The 21,170-nt window shown below is 72.4% G+C and carries 19 protein-coding genes; 5 read left to right on the forward strand and 14 right to left on the reverse strand.

Features of this window, described 5'->3' with window-relative positions:
- Positions 1 to 5 precede the first annotated feature (5 nt).
- Genes ACF1FZ_RS20825 through ACF1FZ_RS20860 form a run of 8 tightly spaced genes read right to left on the reverse strand, consistent with a single transcriptional unit; the run spans position 6 to position 9,713 of the window.
- Positions 6 to 200 carry an MbtH family NRPS accessory protein gene (locus ACF1FZ_RS20825; RefSeq protein ID WP_391774867.1) on the reverse strand — a complete coding sequence of 65 codons (195 nt, stop codon included), beginning with the start codon at positions 198 to 200 and terminating at the stop codon, positions 6 to 8.
- Positions 197 to 4,132: an amino acid adenylation domain-containing protein gene (locus tag ACF1FZ_RS20830; RefSeq protein ID WP_391774868.1), complete on the reverse strand. Its 3,936-nt coding sequence runs from the start codon at positions 4,130 to 4,132 to the stop codon at positions 197 to 199. Before ACF1FZ_RS20830 ends, ACF1FZ_RS20825 begins: the two co-directional genes overlap by 4 nt.
- On the reverse strand, positions 4,129 to 4,356 hold the full coding sequence (locus tag ACF1FZ_RS20835) for a phosphopantetheine-binding protein (protein ID WP_391774869.1): 228 nt from the start codon (positions 4,354 to 4,356) through the stop codon (positions 4,129 to 4,131). Before ACF1FZ_RS20835 ends, ACF1FZ_RS20830 begins: the two co-directional genes overlap by 4 nt.
- A gap of 5 nt (positions 4,357 to 4,361) precedes the next feature.
- Entirely contained in the window at positions 4,362 to 4,994 is a 633-nt protein-coding gene (locus ACF1FZ_RS20840) for an isochorismatase family protein (RefSeq protein ID WP_391774870.1), read from the reverse strand.
- Positions 4,995 to 5,041: 47 nt separating this feature from the next.
- Positions 5,042 to 6,691 (reverse strand): (2,3-dihydroxybenzoyl)adenylate synthase, encoded by a 1,650-nt coding sequence (locus tag ACF1FZ_RS20845; protein ID WP_391774871.1) that lies wholly within the window; start codon positions 6,689 to 6,691, stop codon positions 5,042 to 5,044.
- Positions 6,688 to 7,887 carry an isochorismate synthase gene (locus tag ACF1FZ_RS20850; RefSeq protein WP_391774872.1) on the reverse strand — a complete coding sequence of 400 codons (1,200 nt, stop codon included), beginning with the start codon at positions 7,885 to 7,887 and terminating at the stop codon, positions 6,688 to 6,690. The genes ACF1FZ_RS20845 and ACF1FZ_RS20850 overlap by 4 nt, the downstream gene beginning before the upstream one ends.
- Before the next feature lie 57 nt (positions 7,888 to 7,944).
- Positions 7,945 to 8,733, reverse strand: a complete 789-nt coding sequence (locus ACF1FZ_RS20855; protein ID WP_391774873.1) for a 2,3-dihydro-2,3-dihydroxybenzoate dehydrogenase — start codon at positions 8,731 to 8,733, stop codon at positions 7,945 to 7,947.
- A complete protein-coding gene (locus ACF1FZ_RS20860; protein ID WP_391774874.1) occupies positions 8,730 to 9,713 on the reverse strand; it encodes an ABC transporter substrate-binding protein in 984 nt (327 codons plus the stop codon). The genes ACF1FZ_RS20855 and ACF1FZ_RS20860 overlap by 4 nt, the downstream gene beginning before the upstream one ends.
- Before the next feature lie 158 nt (positions 9,714 to 9,871).
- Between ACF1FZ_RS20860 and ACF1FZ_RS20865 the strand changes: the two genes are divergently transcribed.
- The 3 genes from ACF1FZ_RS20865 to ACF1FZ_RS20875 are packed head-to-tail and all read left to right on the forward strand — an operon-like array spanning position 9,872 to position 12,874.
- Positions 9,872 to 10,957, forward strand: coding sequence for a FecCD family ABC transporter permease (locus ACF1FZ_RS20865; protein ID WP_391774875.1), 1,086 nt, complete (start codon positions 9,872 to 9,874; stop codon positions 10,955 to 10,957).
- Complete coding sequence (locus tag ACF1FZ_RS20870; protein ID WP_391774876.1) at positions 10,954 to 12,057, forward strand: FecCD family ABC transporter permease; 1,104 nt, start codon at positions 10,954 to 10,956, stop codon at positions 12,055 to 12,057. Before ACF1FZ_RS20865 ends, ACF1FZ_RS20870 begins: the two co-directional genes overlap by 4 nt.
- Before the next feature lie 7 nt (positions 12,058 to 12,064).
- Complete coding sequence (locus tag ACF1FZ_RS20875) at positions 12,065 to 12,874, forward strand: ABC transporter ATP-binding protein (protein ID WP_391774877.1); 810 nt, start codon at positions 12,065 to 12,067, stop codon at positions 12,872 to 12,874.
- A gap of 85 nt (positions 12,875 to 12,959) precedes the next feature.
- Here ACF1FZ_RS20875 and ACF1FZ_RS20880 read toward each other — a convergent pair whose 3' ends face one another.
- The 5 genes from ACF1FZ_RS20880 to ACF1FZ_RS20900 form a co-directional block, all read right to left on the reverse strand.
- Positions 12,960 to 13,454 carry an FBP domain-containing protein gene (locus tag ACF1FZ_RS20880; protein WP_391774878.1) on the reverse strand — a complete coding sequence of 165 codons (495 nt, stop codon included), beginning with the start codon at positions 13,452 to 13,454 and terminating at the stop codon, positions 12,960 to 12,962.
- 50 nt (positions 13,455 to 13,504) lie between these two features.
- A complete protein-coding gene (locus ACF1FZ_RS20885) occupies positions 13,505 to 14,005 on the reverse strand; it encodes an NUDIX hydrolase (protein WP_391774879.1) in 501 nt (166 codons plus the stop codon).
- Positions 14,006 to 14,069: 64 nt separating this feature from the next.
- Positions 14,070 to 14,969 (reverse strand): hypothetical protein, encoded by a 900-nt coding sequence (locus ACF1FZ_RS20890; protein WP_391774880.1) that lies wholly within the window; start codon positions 14,967 to 14,969, stop codon positions 14,070 to 14,072.
- Positions 14,966 to 15,979: an SPFH domain-containing protein gene (locus tag ACF1FZ_RS20895; RefSeq protein ID WP_391774881.1), complete on the reverse strand. Its 1,014-nt coding sequence runs from the start codon at positions 15,977 to 15,979 to the stop codon at positions 14,966 to 14,968. The genes ACF1FZ_RS20890 and ACF1FZ_RS20895 overlap by 4 nt, the downstream gene beginning before the upstream one ends.
- A gap of 207 nt (positions 15,980 to 16,186) precedes the next feature.
- Entirely contained in the window at positions 16,187 to 16,834 is a 648-nt protein-coding gene (locus ACF1FZ_RS20900; RefSeq protein ID WP_391774882.1) for a TetR/AcrR family transcriptional regulator, read from the reverse strand.
- Between the two features lie 166 nt (positions 16,835 to 17,000).
- On the opposite strand from ACF1FZ_RS20900, the gene ACF1FZ_RS20905 reads away from it, so the two are divergent.
- Together ACF1FZ_RS20905 and ACF1FZ_RS20910 are read left to right on the forward strand one after the other, a co-directional pair.
- On the forward strand, positions 17,001 to 17,813 hold the full coding sequence (locus tag ACF1FZ_RS20905) for a phosphatase PAP2 family protein (protein WP_391774883.1): 813 nt from the start codon (positions 17,001 to 17,003) through the stop codon (positions 17,811 to 17,813).
- Positions 17,810 to 18,817, forward strand: coding sequence for a DMT family transporter (locus ACF1FZ_RS20910; RefSeq protein WP_391774884.1), 1,008 nt, complete (start codon positions 17,810 to 17,812; stop codon positions 18,815 to 18,817). Before ACF1FZ_RS20905 ends, ACF1FZ_RS20910 begins: the two co-directional genes overlap by 4 nt.
- Positions 18,818 to 18,868: 51 nt before the next feature.
- Here the strand turns inward: ACF1FZ_RS20910 and ACF1FZ_RS20915 are convergent, their stop codons facing one another.
- Positions 18,869 to 20,884, reverse strand: a complete 2,016-nt coding sequence (locus ACF1FZ_RS20915) for an FAD-dependent oxidoreductase (RefSeq protein WP_391774885.1) — start codon at positions 20,882 to 20,884, stop codon at positions 18,869 to 18,871.
- Between the last annotated feature and the right edge of the window lie 286 nt (positions 20,885 to 21,170).

Genomic DNA, 21,170 nt, shown 5'->3' on the forward strand with positions numbered 1-21,170 from the left:
GCGGCTCATCCCCGCTCGCCGCCCGGCTCCAGTACGGCGGTGCACACCCCGTGCGGAGCCGGGCCGAACCTGACGGACCAGCCTTCCGGCACCTCCCGCCAGACCGGCCAGAGTGACAGCCGGCCGGCGGCGTTCTCCAGCACCAGGTGCGTGGCGCGGCCCTCGGAGTCCGCGTCGAACGGGCCACTCCTCGCGCTCACGCGTCCAGCTCCTTCAGCCGGGCCGCCAGGACGGCCGCGATGTCGTCGAGGAAGCGGTCCTGCATCAACTGCGGGTGAGTGCAGTCGAGGTCGTGGTTGTCGATGACCCCGGTCACGTGCGCCCGCCACGCCTCACGGGTCAGCCAGTCCTCCGCGCGGGGGGCAGCGGCCGTGAAGAACAGCAGATCACCCTCGTAGCACCGGTGGTCGTGCTCACGCATCATGCGGGCGTGGTTCGGCACGATGTCGACGATCTTCGACAGGGCACGGTCGCTGAGCCCGGCGAGCGGGCTGCCCGCCCGGCGCAGCGTCGCCAGCACGTCCTCACGGTCCTGCTCGTGCGTACGCTCGAAGCCCGCCATCCGCAGCACCGCGGTCAGTGCGTCGCCCTCCTCGGGCGCCGGCCGCTCCCGCCACTGCTCGGCGGGGAACGAGTCCAGCAGCGCGAGCAGTTCGACCTCCTCACCCGCCTCCTGGAGCAGCACGGCCACGGTGTGCGCCAGCACTCCGCCGACGGACCAGCCCAGCAGCCGGTAGGGGCCGTGCTCCTGGATCGCGCGTATGTGCTCGACGTAGTCGGCCGCCTCCTCCTGGAGGGTGCGCGGCAACGGCTCGTCCCCGGCCAGCCCGCGGGCCTGGATGCCGTACACCGGCTGCTCCGGTCCCAGACGGGCCGACAACCCGGCGTAGCACCAGGCGATCCCTCCGGCCGGATGGATGGCGAACAGCGGCGGACGCCCGTCCCCGCCCCGCAGACGCAGGACGACGCCGAGCGCGTCCTCCGAAGCGGGCTCCGCGGCGCCGAGCCGGGCGGCGAGTGCCGCCGGGGTCGGGGACTCGAACAGCGACCCGATGGTCAGCCCGGCGCCGAACTCCTCCCGTACGCGGGCCACCAGCCGCACGGCGAGCAACGAGGTGCCGCCCAGGTCGAAGAAGGCGTCGTCCGGACCCACCCGCGCGATGTCCAGCACCTGCGCGAACAGCCGCGTCAGTGCCTCCTCCCGCGCGCCCGACGGGCGCCGTGCACTCGCGCCGCCGAACACCGGGGCGGGCAGGGCGCGCCGGTCCAGCTTCCCGTTGGGGCTCAGCGGGAAGGCGTCCAGGGCCACCACCGCCGCCGGCACCATGTGCTCCGGCAGCTCCCGCGCCAGCGAGGCGCGTACGGCCGCCGGGTCCGCGCCCCCGGTGACGTAACCGACGAGCCTCTGGTCGCCCGGCCGGTCCTCCCGCACGAGGGCGCAGGCGGCATCCACCCCGTCCCGGGCCGCCAGCGCCGACTCGATCTCGCCGAGCTCGATGCGCTGCCCGCGGAGTTTGACCTGGTCGTCCGTGCGGCCGAGGTAGACGACTTCGCCCTTCGCCGTCCAGTGGGCCAGGTCGCCCGTACGGTACATGCGCTCCGCCGGCCGGCCGAACGGGTCGGCGACGAAACGGGAAGCGGTCAGTTCCGGACGGTTCAGGTACCCCTCGGCGAGCTGGCGCCCTGCCAGGTAGAGCTCGCCGGGGACCCCCGGCGGGCAGGGCTGCAGCGCGGCGTCGAGCACATGGAGGCGGGTGTTCCAGACGGGCCGGCCGATCGGGACCGGGCCGGTCGCGTCCGCCGCGCACGCGTGGAAGGTGACGTCGACGGCCGCCTCCGTGGGACCGTACAGATTGTGCAGTTCGACGCCGGGAAGCTCTCGCCCGAACGCGTCGGCCGTCTCGCGCGGCAGGGCCTCACCGCTGCAGAAGACCCTCGTGAGGCTCGTGCACGCGTCCGGCTCCGCCTCCGCGAGGAAGACCTGGAGCATCGACGGCACGAAGTGGCAGGTGGTGACGCCCTGTTCGCGGATCAGCCGGGCCAGGTAGGCCGGGTCCTTGTGGCCACCGGGTTCGGCGACCACCAGCGCCGCGCCCTGGCGCAGCGGCCAGAAGAACTCCCACACGGACACGTCGAACGACGACGGTGTCTTCTGGAGCACCCGGTCGTCCGCCGTCAGCCCGTAAGCACTCTGCATCCAGCGCAATCGGTTGTCGATCGCCGCGTGCGGGACGACGACGCCCTTGGGGCGTCCCGTCGAACCGGAGGTGTAGATGACGTACGCCGGGTGCGCCGGGGTGAGAGGGCGCGACGGGTTCACCCAGAGGTACTCCGAGACGTCGAGGCCCTCCAGGACGACCAGCGGTGTCCCGGTGTCCTCGGGGAGCCGCCCCGCCCGGTCGGTCACCGCGCACACCGGCGCCGCGTCCCGCAGCATGTACGCCAGCCGTTGCCCGGGGTAGTCCGGATCCAGCGGCAGATACGCGGCCCCGGCCTTCAGCACGGCGAGCAGGGACACGACGAGGTCCACCGAGCGCGGCACCGACACCGCCACCACGGCACCCGGCCTGGCGCCGAGCGTCCGCAGGTGCCGGGCCAGGCGGTTGGCGCGGGTGTTCAGCTCCTCGTAGGTGAGCGAGGTGTCGCCGTACACCAGAGCGGTCGCCTCGGGGGTGCGCGCGGCGCGCGACTCGATGGGCCCGATGAGGGTCGTGGGCGGCAGCTCGCGGCCGGTGTCGTTGAACGTGCCGAGGACCAGGTCGAGTTCGGCTGCCGTGGCGATGCCGTGCGTGGCCGTCGGAACATGCGGATCGGCCTGGACCAGCCGCTCCACCAGATCCAGGAAACGCGCCTGGTGCGCGGCCAGCCCCTCGTCGTCGTACAGCGCGGGATTGCCGTCGTGGTCGATGCGCAGACCACGGCCGTCGGCCCGGTCGTAGATGTTCACCGTCAGGTCGTCGACCGGCCCGGCGGACAGGTTCCGGGCGCGCGCCGGGGCGCCCGCGAAGTCCACGTCGTAGTCGAAGGGCATGACGTTGACGAGGGGACCGACCAGCCCGCGGTTCTCTCCGAGGAGCCGCAGGTCACGGCGGATGTCCTCGTAACGGAAGCGCTGGTGGCGGCGGACCTCGCGAATGCCGAGCACCACCTGGCGGACCAGTTCGGCGAAGGTGGCGGCGGGGGAGACGTCCAGCCTCAGCGGGAGCACGTTCATGACCATGCCGGGCACCCGCAGCGAGACGGACCCCACGCGGCCCATCATCGGCAGGCCGAGCACGACCTCCTGGTGACCCGTCGCCCGTGAGGTGTAGAGGGCCTGAGCGGCGATCAGCACGTCCGGCCAGGTGGCCCGGAGGCGGGAGGCCAGCTCCCGCACGCCCTCGGCGGCCTCTGTACCCAGGTGGGCCGTGCGCCGGAGGAAGGTCCGGGAGGGCAGGGCCCCGCGGCCCGCGAGCCGGGGCGCCTCGGGGCGGTCGGCGAACGCCTCCGTCCAGTGCGCGCGGTCGGCGGTGAATGCTTCCGAGGACCGGTAGGCGGTGTCCTCGGCGACGAGGTCGGCCAGCGTCCCGAAAACACGGGGGCCGGGATCCCCGCCCCGGGCGAGCGCCGTGTAGACCTCCGCGGTCCGGCGTACGAGGAGGGAGTAGCCGAAGCCGTCCATGACGAGGTGATGAATGCGCTGGTACCAGAGCCACCGTTCCTCGCCCACACGGAACAGGGCATGCCGGAACAGCGGGCCGGCCGCCAGGTCGAAGGGCTCGGCCAGGTCCGCGCGCATCCATTCCCCGGCCTCCCGGCCGGCGTCCGGCGCGTCCCGCAGATCGTGGGTCGTGAGCGGCAGCGGGACCGAGGGGCGGACGCGCTGAAGCGGGCCGTCCGGGGAGTCCTCGACCGACACACGCAAGGCGTCGGCCTCGGTGGTCACATGGCGCAGAGCGGCCGCGAACACCTCCGGATCGAGCGGCCCGTCGATCTCCAGGCACTCCGCCGTGTTCTGCGCCGGGCTGAGCGGATCGAGCGACTGCGCGAACCACATGCCCGACTGGGCTGCGGTCAGTGGCAGCACGACGGACCGGGCCTCCGGGCCGGCCTCCGGTCCGGTCCCTCCGGTCCCGGTCAGCAGGACGGTCATGAGGCCCCCAGCAGCGGCGCCCAGGCATCGATGACGGGCTGCTCGGCGAGGTCCGCGAAGTCCGCCTCGACACCGTGGTCCCGGCGCCAGCGCCCCAGCAACGCCATGATGCGTACCGAGTCCAGTCCGTAGTCCAGGAGGTTCTCGTCGAGAGGGATGTCCGCCGGGTCCTCACCGAGGGCGTCGGCGACATCGTGCCGGATCAGTTCAAGGGTGAGCGCCACGGTGTTCAGATCCCCTTCAGAAGAGCGTCGGTCGAGGTGACCACCGCGCAGCGGCCCGCGGCCCAGCGCAGCGCCATGTCGTGGTCCTCGCGGGAGAAGTCCGCCACGGCGTCGGCGACCAGGAAGGCCTGGATGTCACGCATCCACGCGTCGCAGGCGCTCATGAGCACGCCGATGTGCGCGTACACACCGGTGATCACCAACTGGTCGCGACCGGACTCCCGCAGCAGGGACTCGAGTTCGGTGCGCACGAACGCGCTGTACTTCCACTTGGTCAGGACGGTGTCACCGTCCACGGGCGCCACGGCGTCGGGAATCGCCAGCGCCTCGGGGTCGTCGGCGGCGCCCGGGCCCCAGAAGTCGAGCTGGAGACCGCGTTCCTCCGCGGTCTGACCGCCCCGCTGCACCGAGTAGACGACGGGTACACCGAGACGGCGGTACTCCGCGATGACGCGGGACGTGTTGTCGAGCATGCCGGTGAGCGGCTGCTCCCCGGACGGGAACGCACCGAGGAAGTGATTCTGCAGGTCGTGGACCAGGAGCACGGCCCGTGCGGGGTCGACGGTCCAGTCCACGCGGTTCGCGGGCAGTTCGGATTCGGCCGGCAGTGCGTAGGGAGCGATGGCGGGAAGAGCCATGGGGTGGAACCTTTCGGTGCCGCTCTGGGCGGAACTCGGTGCTGATCTCAGTGCTGAGCGGATTCGGAGCGGCCGGGGACCGCTTCGGAGCGCAGTCCCTTCTTGCTGACCTTGCCGATTCCGGTCTGCGGGAAGGCCTCGACGAATTCGACGAGGTCGGGAATCTTGTACGCGGCGACACCGCGTTCGCGCACGAGGCGTTTGACCGCGACCGGCTTCAGCGGCTCGGCACCCTCGCGCAGGATGACGTAGGCCAGGGTGCGTTCACCCAGGTACTCGTCGGCCACCCCCACGACGGACACGTCGTGCACCGAGGGGTGGCCGAGGATGATGTTCTCGATCTCCTCGGGCGCGACCTTCTCACCGCCCCGGTTGATCTGGTCCTTGGCACGCCCCTCGACGACCAGGTGGCCCGTCGGGGTACGGCGCACGATGTCACCGGTGCGGTAGAAGCCGTCCTCGGTGAACGCCTTCCTGTTGTGCTCGGGCGCGCGCCAGTAGCCGCGGATCGTGTACGGGCCCCGGGTCAGCAGGTGTCCGAAACCCCCCTCGGGCACGTCCTCGTCCGCGTCGTCGACGACACGGATCTCGTCGTCCTCGGAGATCGGCAGGCCCTGTGTGGTGACCACGGTCTCGTAGTCGTCGTCCAGGCGCGTGTAGTTGACGAGTCCCTCGGCCATGCCGAAGACCTGCATGAGTCTGCATCCCAGAGCGGGCTGCAGCCGACGGGCCGCGGCCTCGCTGTACTTGGCCCCGCCGACGAGGACGAGGCCGAGGCTGGACAGGTCGTACCCGGTGTCGGGGGCGGCCTGCGTCCACACCAGGGCCAGGGGCGGCACCATGCCGGTCATCGTGACGCGTTCGCGTTCCACGAGGGGGAACGCCGTCGCCGGATCGGGACCGGGACACAGGACCACGGTGCCCCCGGCGTACAGCGTTCCGAGCCAGCCAGGGGAGCTCATCGGGAAGTTGTGCGCGGCGGGGAGCACGACGAGGAAGCGGGTGTCCTCGTCGACACCGCAGATCTCGTTGGAGCCGCGCAGCGAGTAGATGTAGTCGTCGTGCGTACGCGGGATGAGTTTGGGCACACCGGTCGTGCCACCCGACAGCTGGAGGAACGCCAGGTCGTGCGGCGCCGGCTCGTATCCGGTCCCCGTGGGCGCGCACGGCACCTCGGACAGGGCGGTGTGCTCCCCCGGCGCGCCGACGACGAACACGTGCTCCAGGCTCGGCGTACGCTCCTTGACCTTCGACGCGAGCGCGAGGTGGTCGAAGCCGGCATGCCGGTCCGGGACCACGTAGGCGACGGCCTCGGTGAACGAGCAGAAGTACTCGATCTCCGTCTCCCGGTGCGCGGGGAGCGCGTAGACGGGCAGTGCGCCTATGCGGAAGAGCGCGAAGACGACTTCGACGAACTCGGCGACGTTGGGGAGCTGGACCACGACCCGGTCGCCGGGCGAGATGCCACGTGCCGTGAATCCGGCGGCCAGCCGCGAGGCCCGCTCGTCCAGCTCCCCGTACGTCCACTCGCGGCGTTCGGGGGCCGGGTCGACGACCGCGACGCGGTCGGGGTGGGCGGCGGCGCGCTCGCGCAGCCACCCGCCGAACGTCTCCCCGCGCCAGTGGCCCGCCGCGCGGTAGCGCTCGGCGAACTCAGCGGGCCAGGTAGGGGCGTCAGCTGCCTGAGAGGCGGTCACAGGGCGGCTCCCACGGCGCTCAGGAAGGTCCGGAACTTGGCCCCGGTCTCCGCCGTCTCGGCGGCAGGCGAGGACTCCGCCACCACACCCGCGCCGGCGAACAGCCGCAGTGTGCGTCCCTCGGCCTCGGCGCAGCGGATGGTCACGACCCAGTCGCCGTCGCCGTCCGCGTTCTGCCAGCCGACCATGCCGGTGTACGCGCCGCGGTCGAAGGGCTCGGAATCCGCGATGACCTGCCGGGCCACATCGGTCGGCGTGCCGCAGACCGCCGGAGTGGGATGCAGGGCCGACGCCAGGTCCAGGGCGGTGGACGAGGGCTCGCGCAGTTCCCCGGTCAGGGTCGTCGACAGGTGCCACATGGCAGCGGTCCGCACGAGGGTGGGGCGTTCGGGCACCTCCAGGCGCACGCAGAACGGCGCGAGTGCCTCACGGATGGCGTCGACCACGACCGCGTGCTCATGGAGGTCCTTCGGGGAATCCAGGAGCGCGGCCGCCCTGCGGACGTCCTCCGCCAGATCGCTGCTGCGCTGCGCGGAGCCGGCCAGCGGGTTGGCGACGAGCCGGGTACCCCGCCTGGCCACGAGGAGTTCGGGGCTCGCACCCACGAGCGTGCGGCCCGGTCCGCTGGGAACGGCGAAGGTGTATCCGTCCGGGTCACGGCGTGCCAGCCGGCTCAGCATGGCCGGCAGGTCGAGGTCACGTGCCGAGGTCAACTCGAGCGTGCGGGCGAGCACGACCTTGTCGAACTCCCCGGCCCGCATCCGCTTCACGGCCGCGGCGACGGCCTCGGAGTACTCCTCGGCGGCGGGCACTTCGCGTATCTGCCACTCGTCCCCGTGTTCCACGGCCGGGCCGTGCAGGGCCACGAGGGGGTCCGCGCGCAGGGCGCTCGCCCACCGGACGGTCTCAGGGACGGCCAGGGCCGCCGCACCGCCGGGCGCGAACGGCACCGAGCCCACGACGACAGGGGCGGGTCCGCCGCCGCGCCGGGCGACGTCCAGGACCTCCCGCACCCGTACGGGCAGGGGCCGTGAGTCGTGCGGGACCAGCGACGCGGTGCCGGAGCCCAGCAGGGTGTGCCGGGGAGTGGCGAGAAAGCGGTCCGTGCCGGGCCGGTAGGCCTCCAGCAGGGCGGTCGCCGCGCCGGGGGAGTCGAGCGGGGGAGGAGCGGCGGGGACGCGCAGAGATGCAGACATGGGTGGTCTCCAGTGGGGATGGCTCGAGCGCCGGAGGGCGGCGGGGCGGGGCGGGGGTCAGGCCCGCAGGGTGGCTCCGCCGTCGACGTACAGGTCGTGCATGGTGATGTGGCGGGCGCGGTCGGACACCAGGAAGGCGACGGCGTCGGCTATGTCGGAGGGGTCCGCGATCCGGCCGAGCGGGATACCCGTGCGGTACGTCGCCGTGTCCCCCTCGATGACGCGGCGTGCGGAGGCTTCCTCGTCGCCCGCCGTCCACAGGCCGCGCTGCATGTCGGTCAGGGTCGAGCCGGGGGAGACGGTGTTGCACCGTACGCCCCGGGCCGCGACTTCGAGGCCGAGGCACTTGGTGAACATCACGGCCGCGGCCTTGGACGCGGCGTACGCCGCCATGTTCGTACGGGGGACGCCCGCGGCGTTGGAGGCCACGGTGACGATGCTGCCCGAGCCGCGTGCGGTCATCCGGCGGGAGACGGACCGTGACACGTGGAACACGCCGTGGGTGTTGACGGCGAACGTGGCCGCCCACTCCTCGTCCGACAGGTCCGCGACCGGCGAACCACGCAGGATCCCGGCCACGTTGACCGCGATGTCCAGCGGGCCGATCGTGGTCTCCGCCTCGGCGACGAGTTCCTCGACGGCCGTGGGGTCCGTGACGTCGAGCGTGCGCGCGGTCACCGGGCCGGCGTACTCCTTCTCCAGGGCGGTGATGCCGTCCGCCGCCAGGTCGGTGGCGAGGACACGGGCCCCGCGGCCGGCGAGGGCGTGGACGACCGCCTCGCCTATGCCGCGGCCCGCTCCCGTCACGAGGGCGGTCCGGCCGGCGAGTTCCTGATCGTGGCTCACTTGACCATGGCCTTCCGGATGTCGTCGAGCACCGAGACGGCCGCCTGCGCACCACCGAGGCTGGTCCACTTGGTCCCGTCGACGACCGTGGCGTGCTTCTCACGCACGGCGCCGAGCTGCTGGTAGGCGGGCTTCTTCTCCAGCCGGCCCAGGAGGTCGGCGTCGGTGCCCGGGTCGAGGGAACCGATGAACAGCCAGTCGCCGTCGATCTCCTTCAGGTTCTCGTCGCTGAGCGGCGTCGAGTGGCCCTCGCCCTTGTCGTTCTGGATGCCGGGACGCTTGAAGCCGAGGTCCTTCAGGACGTCACTGATGAAGACGCCCTGCTGCATGACGGCGGTGCCCTTGGCGGAGTAGCGGGCCACGGACACGCTCGCACCGGCCTGCGCGCCGAGGTCGGTCTTGAGGGCCGCGGCCTTCGTCGCGTAGCCGGCGAGGAACTTCTCGGCCTCGTTGGACCTGCCGAGCGCCGTGCCGGTGAGCCGGAGGGCCTTCTTCCAGTCCTTGGTGCCGTCGATGGTGACCACCGTGGGCGCGATCTTCCGGAGTTGTGCGAGTACCTGCTCGTCCGCGAGCTGCCCGGCGAGGATCACGTCCGGCTTCGCCCGGACGACCTTCTCGATGTCGGGGCCGGTCACGGCGCCCACCACCGGGATGCCCTTCGCCTGGTCCGCGAGGTACTGCGGGGCACCCTTCTGACCGCGTCCCGCGGTCAGGCCCACCGGCTCGACGCCCAGGGCGAGGGCCGCGTCCAGGTCCATCTCGCTGAGGGCGACCACGCGCTCCGGGTCCGCCGGGACCTTCACCTTCGTTCCGGCCGCGTCCGTGACCTGGGTCGTCGTCGTGGCGCCCGCGTCGGCGGACTCGGCTTTGTCCTCGGAGGATCCGCAAGCGCTGAGGGTGAGAGCGCAGAGTGTGAGCAGGGTTGCAGACACGACGGGACGTGCGATACCGCGGGACGAGGGGGACGAGTACGGCGCCATGGCCTGGGATCTCCGTTTACTTCGGTGAATCCTGTTCCGGCAGGGCACCCTCCGAATCCTGCATCGGAGAGAAGTGGCGCACATCGCGCCACTTCAGGGCATAGGTCGGCCCATGACCCGCCGGAACCGGACGAGTGCTTTTAGGTTAGGCTAACCTTATGTCGATAGTGCAAGGGGGTCGGCCGAGAACAGCCGGATCCCACCCATCCGAAGGCCCTCCGGCTGAGGGGCGCTCAACCCTCTGGATCACCACGGGACTTCTGCTGTTCCTGGCGGCCCTCGTGCTGCTCTCCCTCGTCATCGGCACCGGTGAAAGCTCCGCGGGGCGGGCCTGGGACTTCCTCCTCGGTGACCCCGCCGCCCGCGCCGATGCCCAGATCCGGCTGGCCGTCATGGACGTACGCCTTCCGCGTACGCTCGCCGCGCTCCTCGTGGGGACCTGCCTCGGCGCGGCCGGCTGCCTCCTCCAGGCGGCCACCCGCAACCCGCTCGCCGAAACGGGCCTGCTGGGCGTCAACTCCGGGGCCGCCTTCGCCGTGGTCCTCGGACTCACCTTCTTCGGTGCCGACTCCCCGGGCGCGATGCTGGTGTGGGCTCTCGCCGGCGGCATGGCCGCCAGCGCGGTCGTCCTGCTCTTCGCCGGATCAGGGCGTACCGCCGGCTCACCGCTGCGTCTCGTGCTGGCCGGATCCGCGCTGGGCGCCACCTTCCACGGCTGCACCTCCTACGTCCTGCTGGGCACCCAGTCGACTTTCGACACCTACCGGTACTGGACGATCGGCTCGCTCGCCGGAGTGGAGAGCTCCGACCTGGTCCCCCTGCTGCCGCTCGTGGCTCTCGGCCTGCTCACGGCGCTCGGCTGCGCCCGCCCGCTGTCGGCACTCGGCCTCGGGGACGACGGGGCCCGCTCGCTCGGCCACCACCCCGGCCGGGTCCGGCTCGTCGTCGCCGGGGCGGTCTCACTCCTCGCCGGCTGCGCGGTCGCCGTGGCCGGGCCCATCGCCTTCCTGGGGCTGCTCGCCCCTTACGCCGCGCGGGCCCTGACGGGTCCGCGCATGACGGCTCAGCTCGTCCTGTCCGCGCTGATCGCGGCCGACGTCATGATCGTGGCCGACATCCTCGCCCGGGTCGTCATCCGGCCCTGGGAGACACCGGTCAGCGTGCTGCTCGCCTTCGTGGGCGGCCCCCTGCTCGTCTGGATCGCCCGCTCATCCCGCCTGTCCACCGCGGGAGCCGAGGCATGAGCGACCTGAAACCGACGGGTGGTGCCGGGGTGCCCGCCCCGCACGCCGGCGCCACCGACGTGACGCCCCCTGACAGCACCGTGCTGCGGACCGGGAAGCTCTCCTGGCTCCTCCCGCGCCGCAGCGCGCTCGCCGCCGCGCTCCTCCTGGCTGCCGTCGCCGTTCTCATCGCCCTCGCCGTGATGGCGAGTTCGACCGGAATGAGCTTGCCGGAAACCGTCTCCGGACTCCTCGGTACGGGTGACCCCGGCACCGTCATGATCGTGCGGGACTTCCGGCTGCCCCGCATCTTCGCCGGCCTCATGGTCGGCGCCGCGCTCGGCATCGCCGGCTGCCTCACCCAGACCCTCGCCGGCAACCGCCTTGCCACGCCCGACCTGGTCGGCGTCAACGACGGTGCCACGGTGGCCGTCGTCGCCGCCGCGGCGGGTTCCACCACCGGCATGGTCGGCGACTGGTGGCTCGGTCCGATCGGCGCCGTCGTGGCCGCCGCGATCGTCGTCCTCTGCGCCGGCGGAGCGGGAGGAGCCGGCTACCGCGTCCTCGTGACGGGCATCGGCGTCTCCACGTTCATCGGCGCGGTGGGCGACCTGATCATGTCCCGCGAGAACGACAACACGGCGGGCGGCGTCTTCCTCTGGGCCGTGGGCAGCCTCAACGGACGGGACTGGAGCGTCGGTACGCCGCTGGCCCTCGTCCTGCTGGTCCTCGTCCCGCTCGCGCTGGCCGTCGGCCACCGGCTGCAGCTCCTGCGCTTCGACGACGACGTGGCGGCTTCGCTCGGCGTCGATCTGCGCAGGCTGCGCGCCGGGGCGCTTGCCCTCGCCGTAGCCCTCGCGGGCACGGCCGTCGGCGTCGGCGGCCCCATCGCCTTCGTCGCCCTCGCCGCACCGATCCTGGCTCAGCGGCTGGCCGGCCCCACCCGGGTCCCGGTCACCGGCTCCGCGCTGACCGGGGCGGCCCTGATCGCCGCGGCAGACGCCCTGGGGCGTGTCGCCGCACCTGTCGAACTGCCCGTCGGCGTCGTCACCAGCGTCCTCGGCGGCCCCTTCCTGCTCTGGGTCCTGTTCCGCCCGGACCGTGCCACCGGAAAGGCCTGACCATCCCATGACCGACGCACCCCGACGGACCGCCCCCGGTCTCGAAGTCAGCGCGCTCCACGCCGGCTACCCCGGCCGCCCCGTCGTCCGGAATGTCGACCTCACCGTCCCCGCCGGGCAGGTCGTCGCGATCGTCGGCCCCAACGGCTGCGGGAAGTCGACCCTGTTGCGGTCCGTCGCGCGCCTGCACCGCCCCGAGTCGGGAACCGTCCGGGTCGGCGGCGAGGACATCTGGGCACTCAGCCGGCGCCGGGCCGCCCATCGCGTCGCGCTGCTGCCCCAGTCGCCACGCGCACCGGAAGCCGTCACGGTGGCCGGGCTCGTCCGCTACGGCCGGCACCCCCAGCAGGGTCTGCTGCGCCAGTGGTCCAAGGAGGACGAGAACGCCGTACGTGAAGCGCTCGACGCCACCGGGACGACGGAGCTGGCCGCCGAGCGTCTGGACAGGCTCTCCGGCGGCCAGCGCCAGCGATGCTGGCTCGCGATGGTCCTCGCCCAGCACACGCCGGTCATCCTGCTCGACGAACCGACCAGCGCACTCGACCTCGGTCACGCGGTGGAAGTCCTGGAACTGGTGCGGGAGGTCGCGGCCGCCGGACGCACCGTCGTCATGGTGCAGCACGACCTGGCGGCCGCGGCCCGTTACGCCGACCTCCTCGTGGCCATGAAGGACGGAGAGGTCGTGGCCCGGGGCGAGCCGGCGGAGACGGTGGACGAGGCGCTGGTGAAGGAGCTCTACGGGCTGGAGGCGGACATACTCAGCGCCCCGGGTGACGCCTCGCCCGTCGTGGTGCCCAGGCTCCGCCGACCGGCGTGACCGCCGTGCGGCGCTCCGGCTCCCCGCCGACGTGCGGGCGCAGTCGTTCCCGCCGCCGGGTGGTGCGGCCGGCCGCCGCGCCGGGTCAGGAGGCGAGCAGATCCAGGAACGCGGTGAGCTTGCCCCTGGTCCGCTCGATCTGCTGTTCGGTGGTCAGTGATTCCTCGAAGCGCCCGCCGGGGGCGGGGGTCTTCTTGCCGCGCACGTACAGCGAGCAGTCGAGGTCCGTGCACAGGTAGATGCCCACGGAATTACCGTCCCGGCCCGCCTGGCCCCGTTTCCGTGCGGTCATCAGCGACACCCCGCTGCCCGGGTGCGTGGTCAGGCAGACCGAACACATGCTGCGGTGCAGGAAGCCGCGCTGCTGGGACGGGAAGCGGAGCGTGATGCCGACGAGTTCGCCGCGCAGCTCGGTGACGACGTAGCTGCGGTCCGGAGCCGACAGGTCCCGCCAGCCCAGGAAGTCCAGGTCGTCCCACGGGCGCTCCTCCAGGTCGCGGGGAAGTGGCAGGCGCTTCGCCTCTCCCTTCGAACAGTTGACGAATGACGTGCGGATGTCCTGCTCGTTCACGGCTCTCATGGCATCGACGCTAACTCTGCCTATGAGGCCTAGGCAAATGATTAATGGGGCTAGGCCGGCTCCCCGGGCGGGGTGATCCGCAGATGATGGGCCGGCGGGTGCTCGACGCCGAGATCCGGACGCCAGGCGGCCAGGATCTGGGCCGACGGGTCGAACAGGGCGCTCGGCAGTTCCTCGGGAGCGGTCCATCGCCACACGCTGATGAGATGCGGTTCGGCGATCTCGGGGACTGCGGACCCCACCCTCACCAGTGCGGCCATGCTGATCCGGTTGATGCCGCCGACCACGTCGTGGACCATCGCGAAGACGGTCACGGCGTCCACGGGCACCCGCAGCCCCGTCTCCTCGTACAACTCGCGGGCGGCGGCTGCCGCGACCGACTCGTGCGTCGGGTCGATCTTGCCGCCGGGCAGCTCCCAGGTGCCGCCGTGGTGCCTGCCGAGCAGGATCCTGCCTTCCCCGTCCTGCACGACGACGCCGACCCCGAAGGAGGCGTGGGCGCGCGGCGGGCGGGCGTTGCGGGGCGGGATGCTCACGGAGTCGGTGCTCATGCGCTGCTCTGCTCCCGGCTGTCGGATACGGAGTGCCACGGACTCCGACATCCTCACACGGTGGTCACGCCACCAGATTGAGAGTGGTGTCCGAGATGCCCAGCCGAATGGACTGCCCCCACGTCAACTCCAGTGCGTCGGCCTCCATTCCGTCTCCGAACACCACCATCCGGTCCGACTCGACGGTGAGCCTGAGACCCTCCCCGGGCCCCAGTTCGCCCGCGACCGCCGAGGTGCCGGTGGCCGGGGAGGGCCAGGCTTCGCGCACGAACCAGACCAGCCGTGGGTCACAGGGGGCGGGCAGCCGCAGTTGGCTGCCGCGCTCGAGCCAGAGCGAGCGCAGCCAGCCGGTGGAGCCCGTACCGGTGCCGACCAGGACGCCCGAGGACGCCTGGGACTCGACGGTGGACGGGACGCCGTCGGGGCCGATGCGGTAACGGGCGGTCTGGTGGCCGGGCGGTCCCAGGTAGATCTCGTTGAGGGCGAGCAGCCGCTGCGTGTCGTCGGCGACGGCCTCGGTCATCGTGAGGGCGTCGACCCGTGCGCGGGGTGACACGGCGGCCCGGCACAGCGCCGCCGTGTCGCCGGCCCGGTGGCGCACCAGGACCCCGGGGTTGCGGCCCGGATCGGTGTCGATGCCCACCACCGGCTGGCCGGACAGGTACTTCGCGGCATTGGCGACCAGCCCGTCCTGCCCGACCACGACGACCACGTCCTCGGGTCCGAACAGGAAGCGGTCGAGGTCCGCCCGTTCCACCCGGCTCCGGCGCCACCGCAGCGGCACGGCGGCGGCCACCTCGGTGAGTGCCCGCTCGTTGCGCCGGTGGCGATCGGCCACCTCCTCGATGGACCGGCCGCGTCCGGCGAGCACGAAAGCGGCCTGACCGTGTGTGCCGTGCCGTGCCAGGAGCTCTTCGTACTCGGTCCTGCGGTGCACCAGTACGGCCCGGGGAGCCAGGCTCACGCCCGGGCCTCCGGCTCCGGCCTGCCGAGCCTGGCGAGCAGACCCGTCAGGACGTCGGGGGAGAGGGTGAGGCTGTCGATGCGGGGCAGATTCTCGGCCAGCCGCGTCGCGGCCAGGGCGTGCAGTGTGCCCGGGTCGATGTCGGCGTGGGCCCGCAGCCAGGCCGACTGCGCCTCGGCGCGGGCCGCCCCGACGCCACGTGCGGCCTCCGCCTCCGCGCGTGCCAGGCGCACGGTGCGGGCGGCCTCGGCAGCCGTACGCACTTCGTCCGCCGCCGACTTCTCCTCGGCCTCGCGCCGGGCGTTGGTGCCGCGCTGGTCGACCAGTTGCTCCTCCCGGCGCGCGAGCTCGATCTTGCTGGCGAGCTCGTTCTCGGCGATGGTGCGCTCGCGCTCGACCGCGACCGCCCGGCGCTCGTACACCGACCGGTCCGCCTCCTGCTGGATCTGTTCCCTGGCCGGGGTGCGCAGAGCGCGCTCGACCTCCGCCTCGGGGCGGATGGCGACGACGCGTACGGCGACCACGTCGATGCCGGTGGCGGGCAGCCGCGGCTCGGCCGCGAGCCCGGTGGCCACCCGTTCCCGTACGGCGGCGACCCCGTCCACGAGCGCGGTGGCGAGAGGGGTCCGGGCCAGGACGTCCAGGGTGTGCTGCTGCGCGGTCTCGGTCAGCAGGGTGGCGAGCTGTTCGAGGGGTGCGCCGCGCCAGACCCCGGTGTCGGGGTCCACCGAGAAGTCGAGCCGGGCGGCGGCCTCGGCCGGGTCGCTGATCCGGTAGGTGACCGTGGCCTGCACGGTGACGTCCTGGAAGTCGGCGGTGCGGGCATGGAACGCCATCGCCAGCTCCCGGTCGTCGACCGGGACCTCGGAGAGTGCGGCGGAGAGCGAGCGGTACCAGAAGCTCAGTCCAGGGCCGTCATGGGCGAGCCTGCCGCGCTTGTGGTGGCGGATGTGGGCGGTGGGAGCGGAGCGCAGGTGGCGCCAGCCCAGGCGCCGGGTGATGTCGGCCATGAGGGACCCCCTCTTTCTCGTCATGGCGACGATAACGAGGATGGAGGGATATCGTCAAGGGGACGAAAAGAGTCCGGCCGGGTACGAGGATGCGGCCGGCCGGCGGTCCCCGGGGGAACCGCCGGCCGGCCGGGTGTGCGCCGTCCCCGTCCCCACGGTCCGGCGCGCGGGTGGGCCGCCGTCATCCGCTCGGGTGACGGCCCACGTTCATCGGGTCCCGTTCCCCTCGGGGGCGGGCGGGGGCGCGGGGAGTCCGAGTGCCGGGAGTACGGCGCACTCGATGAAGCGCGTGAGGAAGGCGTCGTCCGGGTGCCGCCCCTCCAGGAGCGGCCGGGCGCGCATGATGCCGAGCACCTGGGCGGACACGTAGTCCGCGGCGGGGTTGCCGGCCTCGATCTCGCCGCGGCGGACGGCGCGCTCGACCATCGCGTCGATCGCGGCGATGGCCGGTTCGATCAGGGTGGAGCGCAGTGCGCGGAGCAGGTCGGGGTTCTGGAGTGCGGCGTGGCTGAGCGCGTGCATCAACGCGGTGTCCTGGCCGGACGTCGCGTCCACCGTCCGCGCCGCCTCGCGCAGGTCGTCGCTCAGGCTGCCGGTGTCGATGTCGGAGAACAGGGTCCTGCGGGTTCCGTGCAGTGCGGCGACGACCAGCTCCGGCTTGGAGCCCCACTGCCGGTAGAGCGTGGATTTCCCGCAGCGGGTGCGGGACGCGACGCCCTCCATGGTCAGGGAGTCGTAACCGCTCTCCCGGAGCAGGTCCAGCACGGCGGTGTAGAGCTCCTGTGCGCGCTCCGGTGTGATCTTCGACCGCCGTGACGCGGGTGCTGACTCCTGTACCGGACCGGGCGGCGGCATCTGTTTCCCTCTCTGCGGCTCTGCGGCTGGGAACCCTCGATACGGCAGTGTACCGATACGCCAGTGTATCGATACGCTTCCGTATCGGTACACTGGCGTATCGATACGGCATGGACTGGCCATGTCGGCGATGTAACAGCGCACCGTCAGCAAAGGGGCACGGGTGATGCACACCCGCAGCGAGCCTGCGGAGCGGGAACCGGACACCTCAGCCCGACCGCCCCTCGTCCGCGAGCTGCTTCTCGTAGCCGGACTCTTCCTCGTCTACAAGCTCGGCCGGCAGGCCGCGAACGGCCATGTAGAGGAGGCCTTCCGCAACGCCGGACACGTCTGGAGCTTCGAACGGGCCGCGGGCCTCCCCGGCGAAGGGGTCGTGCAGGGTGTCCTGCTGCACAGCCACACGCTCGTCCAGGCGGCGAACGCCTACTACGCGACCGTGCACTTCCCGGCCACGCTGGCGTTCCTGGTCTGGCTGTACCGGCGCCGCCCGCGCCACTACGTCTGGTCACGCCGCATCCTGGCCGTACTCACCGGCGCCGCGCTCCTCCTGCACCTGATCGTCCCGCTCGCCCCACCGCGGATGCTGCACGCGGCGGGCCTCGTCGACACCGGGCAGGTCTACGGCCCCGCGGTGTACGAAGGCACCCCTGCGACCGACTCGATGGCCAACCAGTTCGCGGCCATGCCCTCGCTGCACGTCGGCTGGGCCCTGGTGGTCGCCGCCGGGCTCATCGTCGCCACGCGCTCCCGGTGGCGCCTGCTGTGGCTGCTGCACCCGCTGCTCACCCTGCTCGTCGTCGTGGGTACCGCCAACCACTACTGGCTCGACGCGATCGTGGCCCTCGCCCTGCTCGCCGTGGCCTGCGCCGCGCTCAGGCCGCCGCGCACACCGGTCCTCACACACCTGCCCTGGCGGACGGCCGCCCCCGTCCAGAGCTGTACGTCCCCCGCGTACGCACGGTCCGGGGCACGGCGGTGAACGCCGCACTCATAGCCGTCGCGCTCTCCCTCGTCTCCGCCGGTGCCTACGCCGCCGCCGCGGTGGCGCAGGCCCGGCTCGCCGGCCGGACCGAGCCCGCCGCCGGAGCGCTGCGCCTGCTGGGCCGCGGAGCCTGGTGGTCGGCGGTCGGCCTGAATGCCGGCGGGGCACTGCTGCACGTCGCCGCGCTGAAGTACGGACCGCTCACCCTGGTCCAGCCGCTCGGCGCACTCACACTCGTCGCCGCCGTTCCGCTCGGGGCCCGTTCCACGGGCCGCCGGGTCAGCCGTGCGGAATGGCGGGGCACGTTCCTCACCCTCATCGGCCTCGCCGCGCTGCTCCTGGCCTCGGGCGGCGCCGCGCCGCACGACACGCTGACCCTTCCCGAGGCCCTGGGCGTCGGCGCCGTCACCATGGCGCTCGTCGCCGCGCTCAGCCGCCCGGGCGCCCGGCCCGGGCTCCGGCACGCTGCGGCCTCGGGCATCACGTCCGGGGTGGCCTCCGCCCTGACCCAGACCCTCACGGTCGCCGCGACCGACCACTCGGGCCCGCTGCTGAGCGGGCGGCTGGTGACCGTGGCGGTGCTCGTCTCCTTCTTGGCCCTGGGCGGTCTGCTGCTCTCCCAGACCGCCTACCGGGGAGGCTTCGGCGCGTCGCTCGCCGTGGTCACCCTCGCCAACCCCGTCGCCGCCGCCGCGATCGGACTGGTCCTGCTCGGTGAACGCCTCCAGGGAGGGGCGATCGGCCTGGTCCCCGCGTTCATCGGCGCCGCTGCCGCTGTGCGGGGCGTCATGCTGCTCAGCCGCGCGCAGGCAGGGACCACCGCCGAGACCGTTCCCGTCCCGGCCGAGGCCGCCCTGGCCCCGGCCGTCACGCGGCCGCGGTCCGGAGTCGTCGTCACCGGCCGGCCCCGCGCCGCCGCCCGTGCCGAGGAGCCGCTCACGCTGCGCCCGGAGCCCGTCGGAACAGCAGGCGGCCCCGGCCGGCCGGGGCCGGGGCTGTGAGAGCGCGGAAGTGACAGGTCATGCGCCCTCGGACACGGCACGGCAGACTGATCACAGCTCCGCGGCGAGCTCCGTGCCCTGGCGGACGGCACGCTTGGCGTCCAGTTCGGCGGCCACGTCGGCGCCGCCGATCAGATGCACCGGGCGGCCCGCGGCGCGCAGCTCCTCGTACAGCTCACGGCGCGGTTCCTGGCCCGCGCACAGCACCACGGTGTCGACCGGGAGCACGTGCTGTTCGCCGTCCACGGTGAGGTGCAGGCCCTCGTCGTCGATCAGGTCGTACGACGCGCCCGCGATCATCGTCACGCCGCGGTGCCGCAGCTCCGTGCGGTGGATCCACCCCGTCGTCTTCCCGAGCCCGGCCCCGACCTTGCTCGCCTTGCGCTGGATCAGATGCACCGTGCGCGGTGGCTTCGGGCGTTCCGGCGTACGCAGCCCGCCCCGGCCCGCGTACCCGGTGTCCACACCCCACTGCCGGAAGAAGACCTCCGGGTCGAGACCCGCCGCGTCGCCCCCGTCGGTCAGGAACTCCGCGACGTCGAAGCCGATCCCGCCCGCCCCGACGACGGCCACCCGGTCACCGACCTCCGCGCCGTCGCGCAGGACGTCCAGGTAGTTGACCACGCTGGGATGCCCGGCGCCGGGGATGGCGGGGGAGCGGGGCTCCACGCCGGTGGCCAGGACGACCTCGTCGAAGCCGTCGAGTCCGACGGACGTGGCCCGGGTACCGAGCCGGAGCTCGACCCCCTCCTCGGCGAGCCGGGTACGGAAGTAGCGCAGCGTCTCGCCGAACTCCTCCTTGCCCGGGACCCGGCGTGCCACGTTCAGCTGACCGCCTATCTCGTCGGCCGCCTCGAACAGCGTCACCGTGTGCCCGCGCTCGGCGGCCGTGACCGCGCACGCCAGTCCCGCGGGCCCGGCGCCGACCACCGCGACGCGCTTGCGGACCCGGGTCGGCGAGAGCACCAGTTCCGTCTCGTGACAGGCACGCGGATTCACCAGGCAGGAGGTGATCTGCAGACTGAAGACGTGGTCCAGACAGGCCTGGTTGCAGCCGATACAGGTGTTGATCGCGTCGGCGCGGCCCTCCGCCGCCTTGGCGACGAAGTCGGGGTCGGCGAGGAAGGGCCTGGCCATCGACACCATGTCCGCGCGGCCCGAGGCGAGTATCTCCTCGGCCAGCTCGGGGGTGTTGATGCGGTTGCTGGTCACCAGCGGTACGGAGACCGCGCCCCGCACCTTCTCCGTCACCCAGGTGAAGGCGCCGCGCGGCACGGACGTCGCGATGGTCGGGATGCGGGCCTCGTGCCAGCCGATACCGGTGTTGATGATGGTCGCACCGGCCGCCTCGATCTCGCGGGCGAGGTGGACGACCTCCTCCAGCGTGGAACCGCCGGGCACCAGGTCCAGCATGGACAGCCGGTAGATCAGGATGAAGTCGGGGCCGACCCGTTCACGGACGCGGCGCACGATCTCGACGGGGAAGCGGATGCGGTTCTCGTACGAGCCGCCCCAGCGGTCCTCGCGGTGGTTCGTCGCCGCGACGATGAACTCGTTGATCAGATAGCCCTCCGAGCCCATGATCTCGACACCGTCGTAGCCCGCGCGCCGCGCGAGTTCCGCGGCCCGGACGAAGTCCTCGATGGTCTCCTCGACCTCGTCGTCGTCCAGCGCGTGCGGAGTGAACCCGCTGATCGGGGCCTTGAGCGCGCTCGGCGCCACCAGGTCCGGGTGATGGGCGTAGCGCCCGAAGTGCAGGATCTGCATCGCGATCCTGCCGCCCGCCGCGTGCACGGCGGCCGTGACCTGGGTGTGCTGTTCCGCCTCCGCCTCGGTCGTCATCTTGGCGCCGCCGGGGAAGGAACACGCGCGCTCGCTGGGTGCGATCCCCCCGGTGACCATCAGGCCCACCCCGCCGCGTGCGCGGGCCGCGTAGAACGCGGCCATCCGCTCGAAGCCGCGCTCGGCCTCCTCGAGGCCGATGTGCATCGACCCCATGAGCACCCGGTTCGGGAGCGTGGTGAATCCGAGGTCGAGCGGGCTCAGCAGGGTGGGGTACGGGCTCATCCGGGTCTCCTCGCAGTGTCGTCGAGCCAGTTGTAGACCACCCGAACAGTGTTATGCAACTAGTTGCACAATGGCGTACGTCGCAGTTCCCGCAAGGCCCGGTCCACGGATGGCGTAACACCACCGGCCTTCGCCCCCGGCCCGGACGAGAGTGGGCCGTACGGCTCGTCGCCGCTGTTCCTCCTTGTCGACAGGAGAATCTCAATGATCGTGTCAAGCCGCCTGCGTGACCGGTGGGACGGGGGTGAACAGCCTCTTGTCACGCAGCATCGCCCACAGCACGTCG

The sequence above is a fragment of the Streptomyces sp. NPDC014623 genome, from assembly GCF_043088245.1.
In the GTDB taxonomy this organism is placed as follows: Bacteria; Actinomycetota; Actinomycetes; order Streptomycetales; family Streptomycetaceae; genus Streptomyces.

Coding starts and splice junctions, on each gene's coding strand:
- ACF1FZ_RS20860 (WP_391774874.1), bottom strand. CDS start 9,713: ATGGCGCCGTACTCGTCCCCCTCGTCCCGCGGTATCGCACGTCCCGTC.
- ACF1FZ_RS20830 (WP_391774868.1), bottom strand. CDS start 4,132: ATGACCGTCCTGCTGACCGGGACCGGAGGGACCGGACCGGAGGCCGGC.
- ACF1FZ_RS20900 (WP_391774882.1), bottom strand. CDS start 16,834: ATGCCGCCGCCCGGTCCGGTACAGGAGTCAGCACCCGCGTCACGGCGG.
- ACF1FZ_RS20875 (WP_391774877.1), top strand. CDS start 12,065: ATGACCGACGCACCCCGACGGACCGCCCCCGGTCTCGAAGTCAGCGCG.
- ACF1FZ_RS20880 (WP_391774878.1), bottom strand. CDS start 13,454: ATGAGAGCCGTGAACGAGCAGGACATCCGCACGTCATTCGTCAACTGT.
- ACF1FZ_RS20865 (WP_391774875.1), top strand. CDS start 9,872: ATGTCGATAGTGCAAGGGGGTCGGCCGAGAACAGCCGGATCCCACCCA.
- ACF1FZ_RS20895 (WP_391774881.1), bottom strand. CDS start 15,979: ATGGCCGACATCACCCGGCGCCTGGGCTGGCGCCACCTGCGCTCCGCT.
- ACF1FZ_RS20870 (WP_391774876.1), top strand. CDS start 10,954: ATGAGCGACCTGAAACCGACGGGTGGTGCCGGGGTGCCCGCCCCGCAC.
- ACF1FZ_RS20840 (WP_391774870.1), bottom strand. CDS start 4,994: ATGGCTCTTCCCGCCATCGCTCCCTACGCACTGCCGGCCGAATCCGAA.
- ACF1FZ_RS20850 (WP_391774872.1), bottom strand. CDS start 7,887: ATGTCTGCATCTCTGCGCGTCCCCGCCGCTCCTCCCCCGCTCGACTCC.
- ACF1FZ_RS20905 (WP_391774883.1), top strand. CDS start 17,001: ATGCACACCCGCAGCGAGCCTGCGGAGCGGGAACCGGACACCTCAGCC.
- ACF1FZ_RS20915 (WP_391774885.1), bottom strand. CDS start 20,884: ATGAGCCCGTACCCCACCCTGCTGAGCCCGCTCGACCTCGGATTCACC.
- ACF1FZ_RS20885 (WP_391774879.1), bottom strand. CDS start 14,005: ATGAGCACCGACTCCGTGAGCATCCCGCCCCGCAACGCCCGCCCGCCG.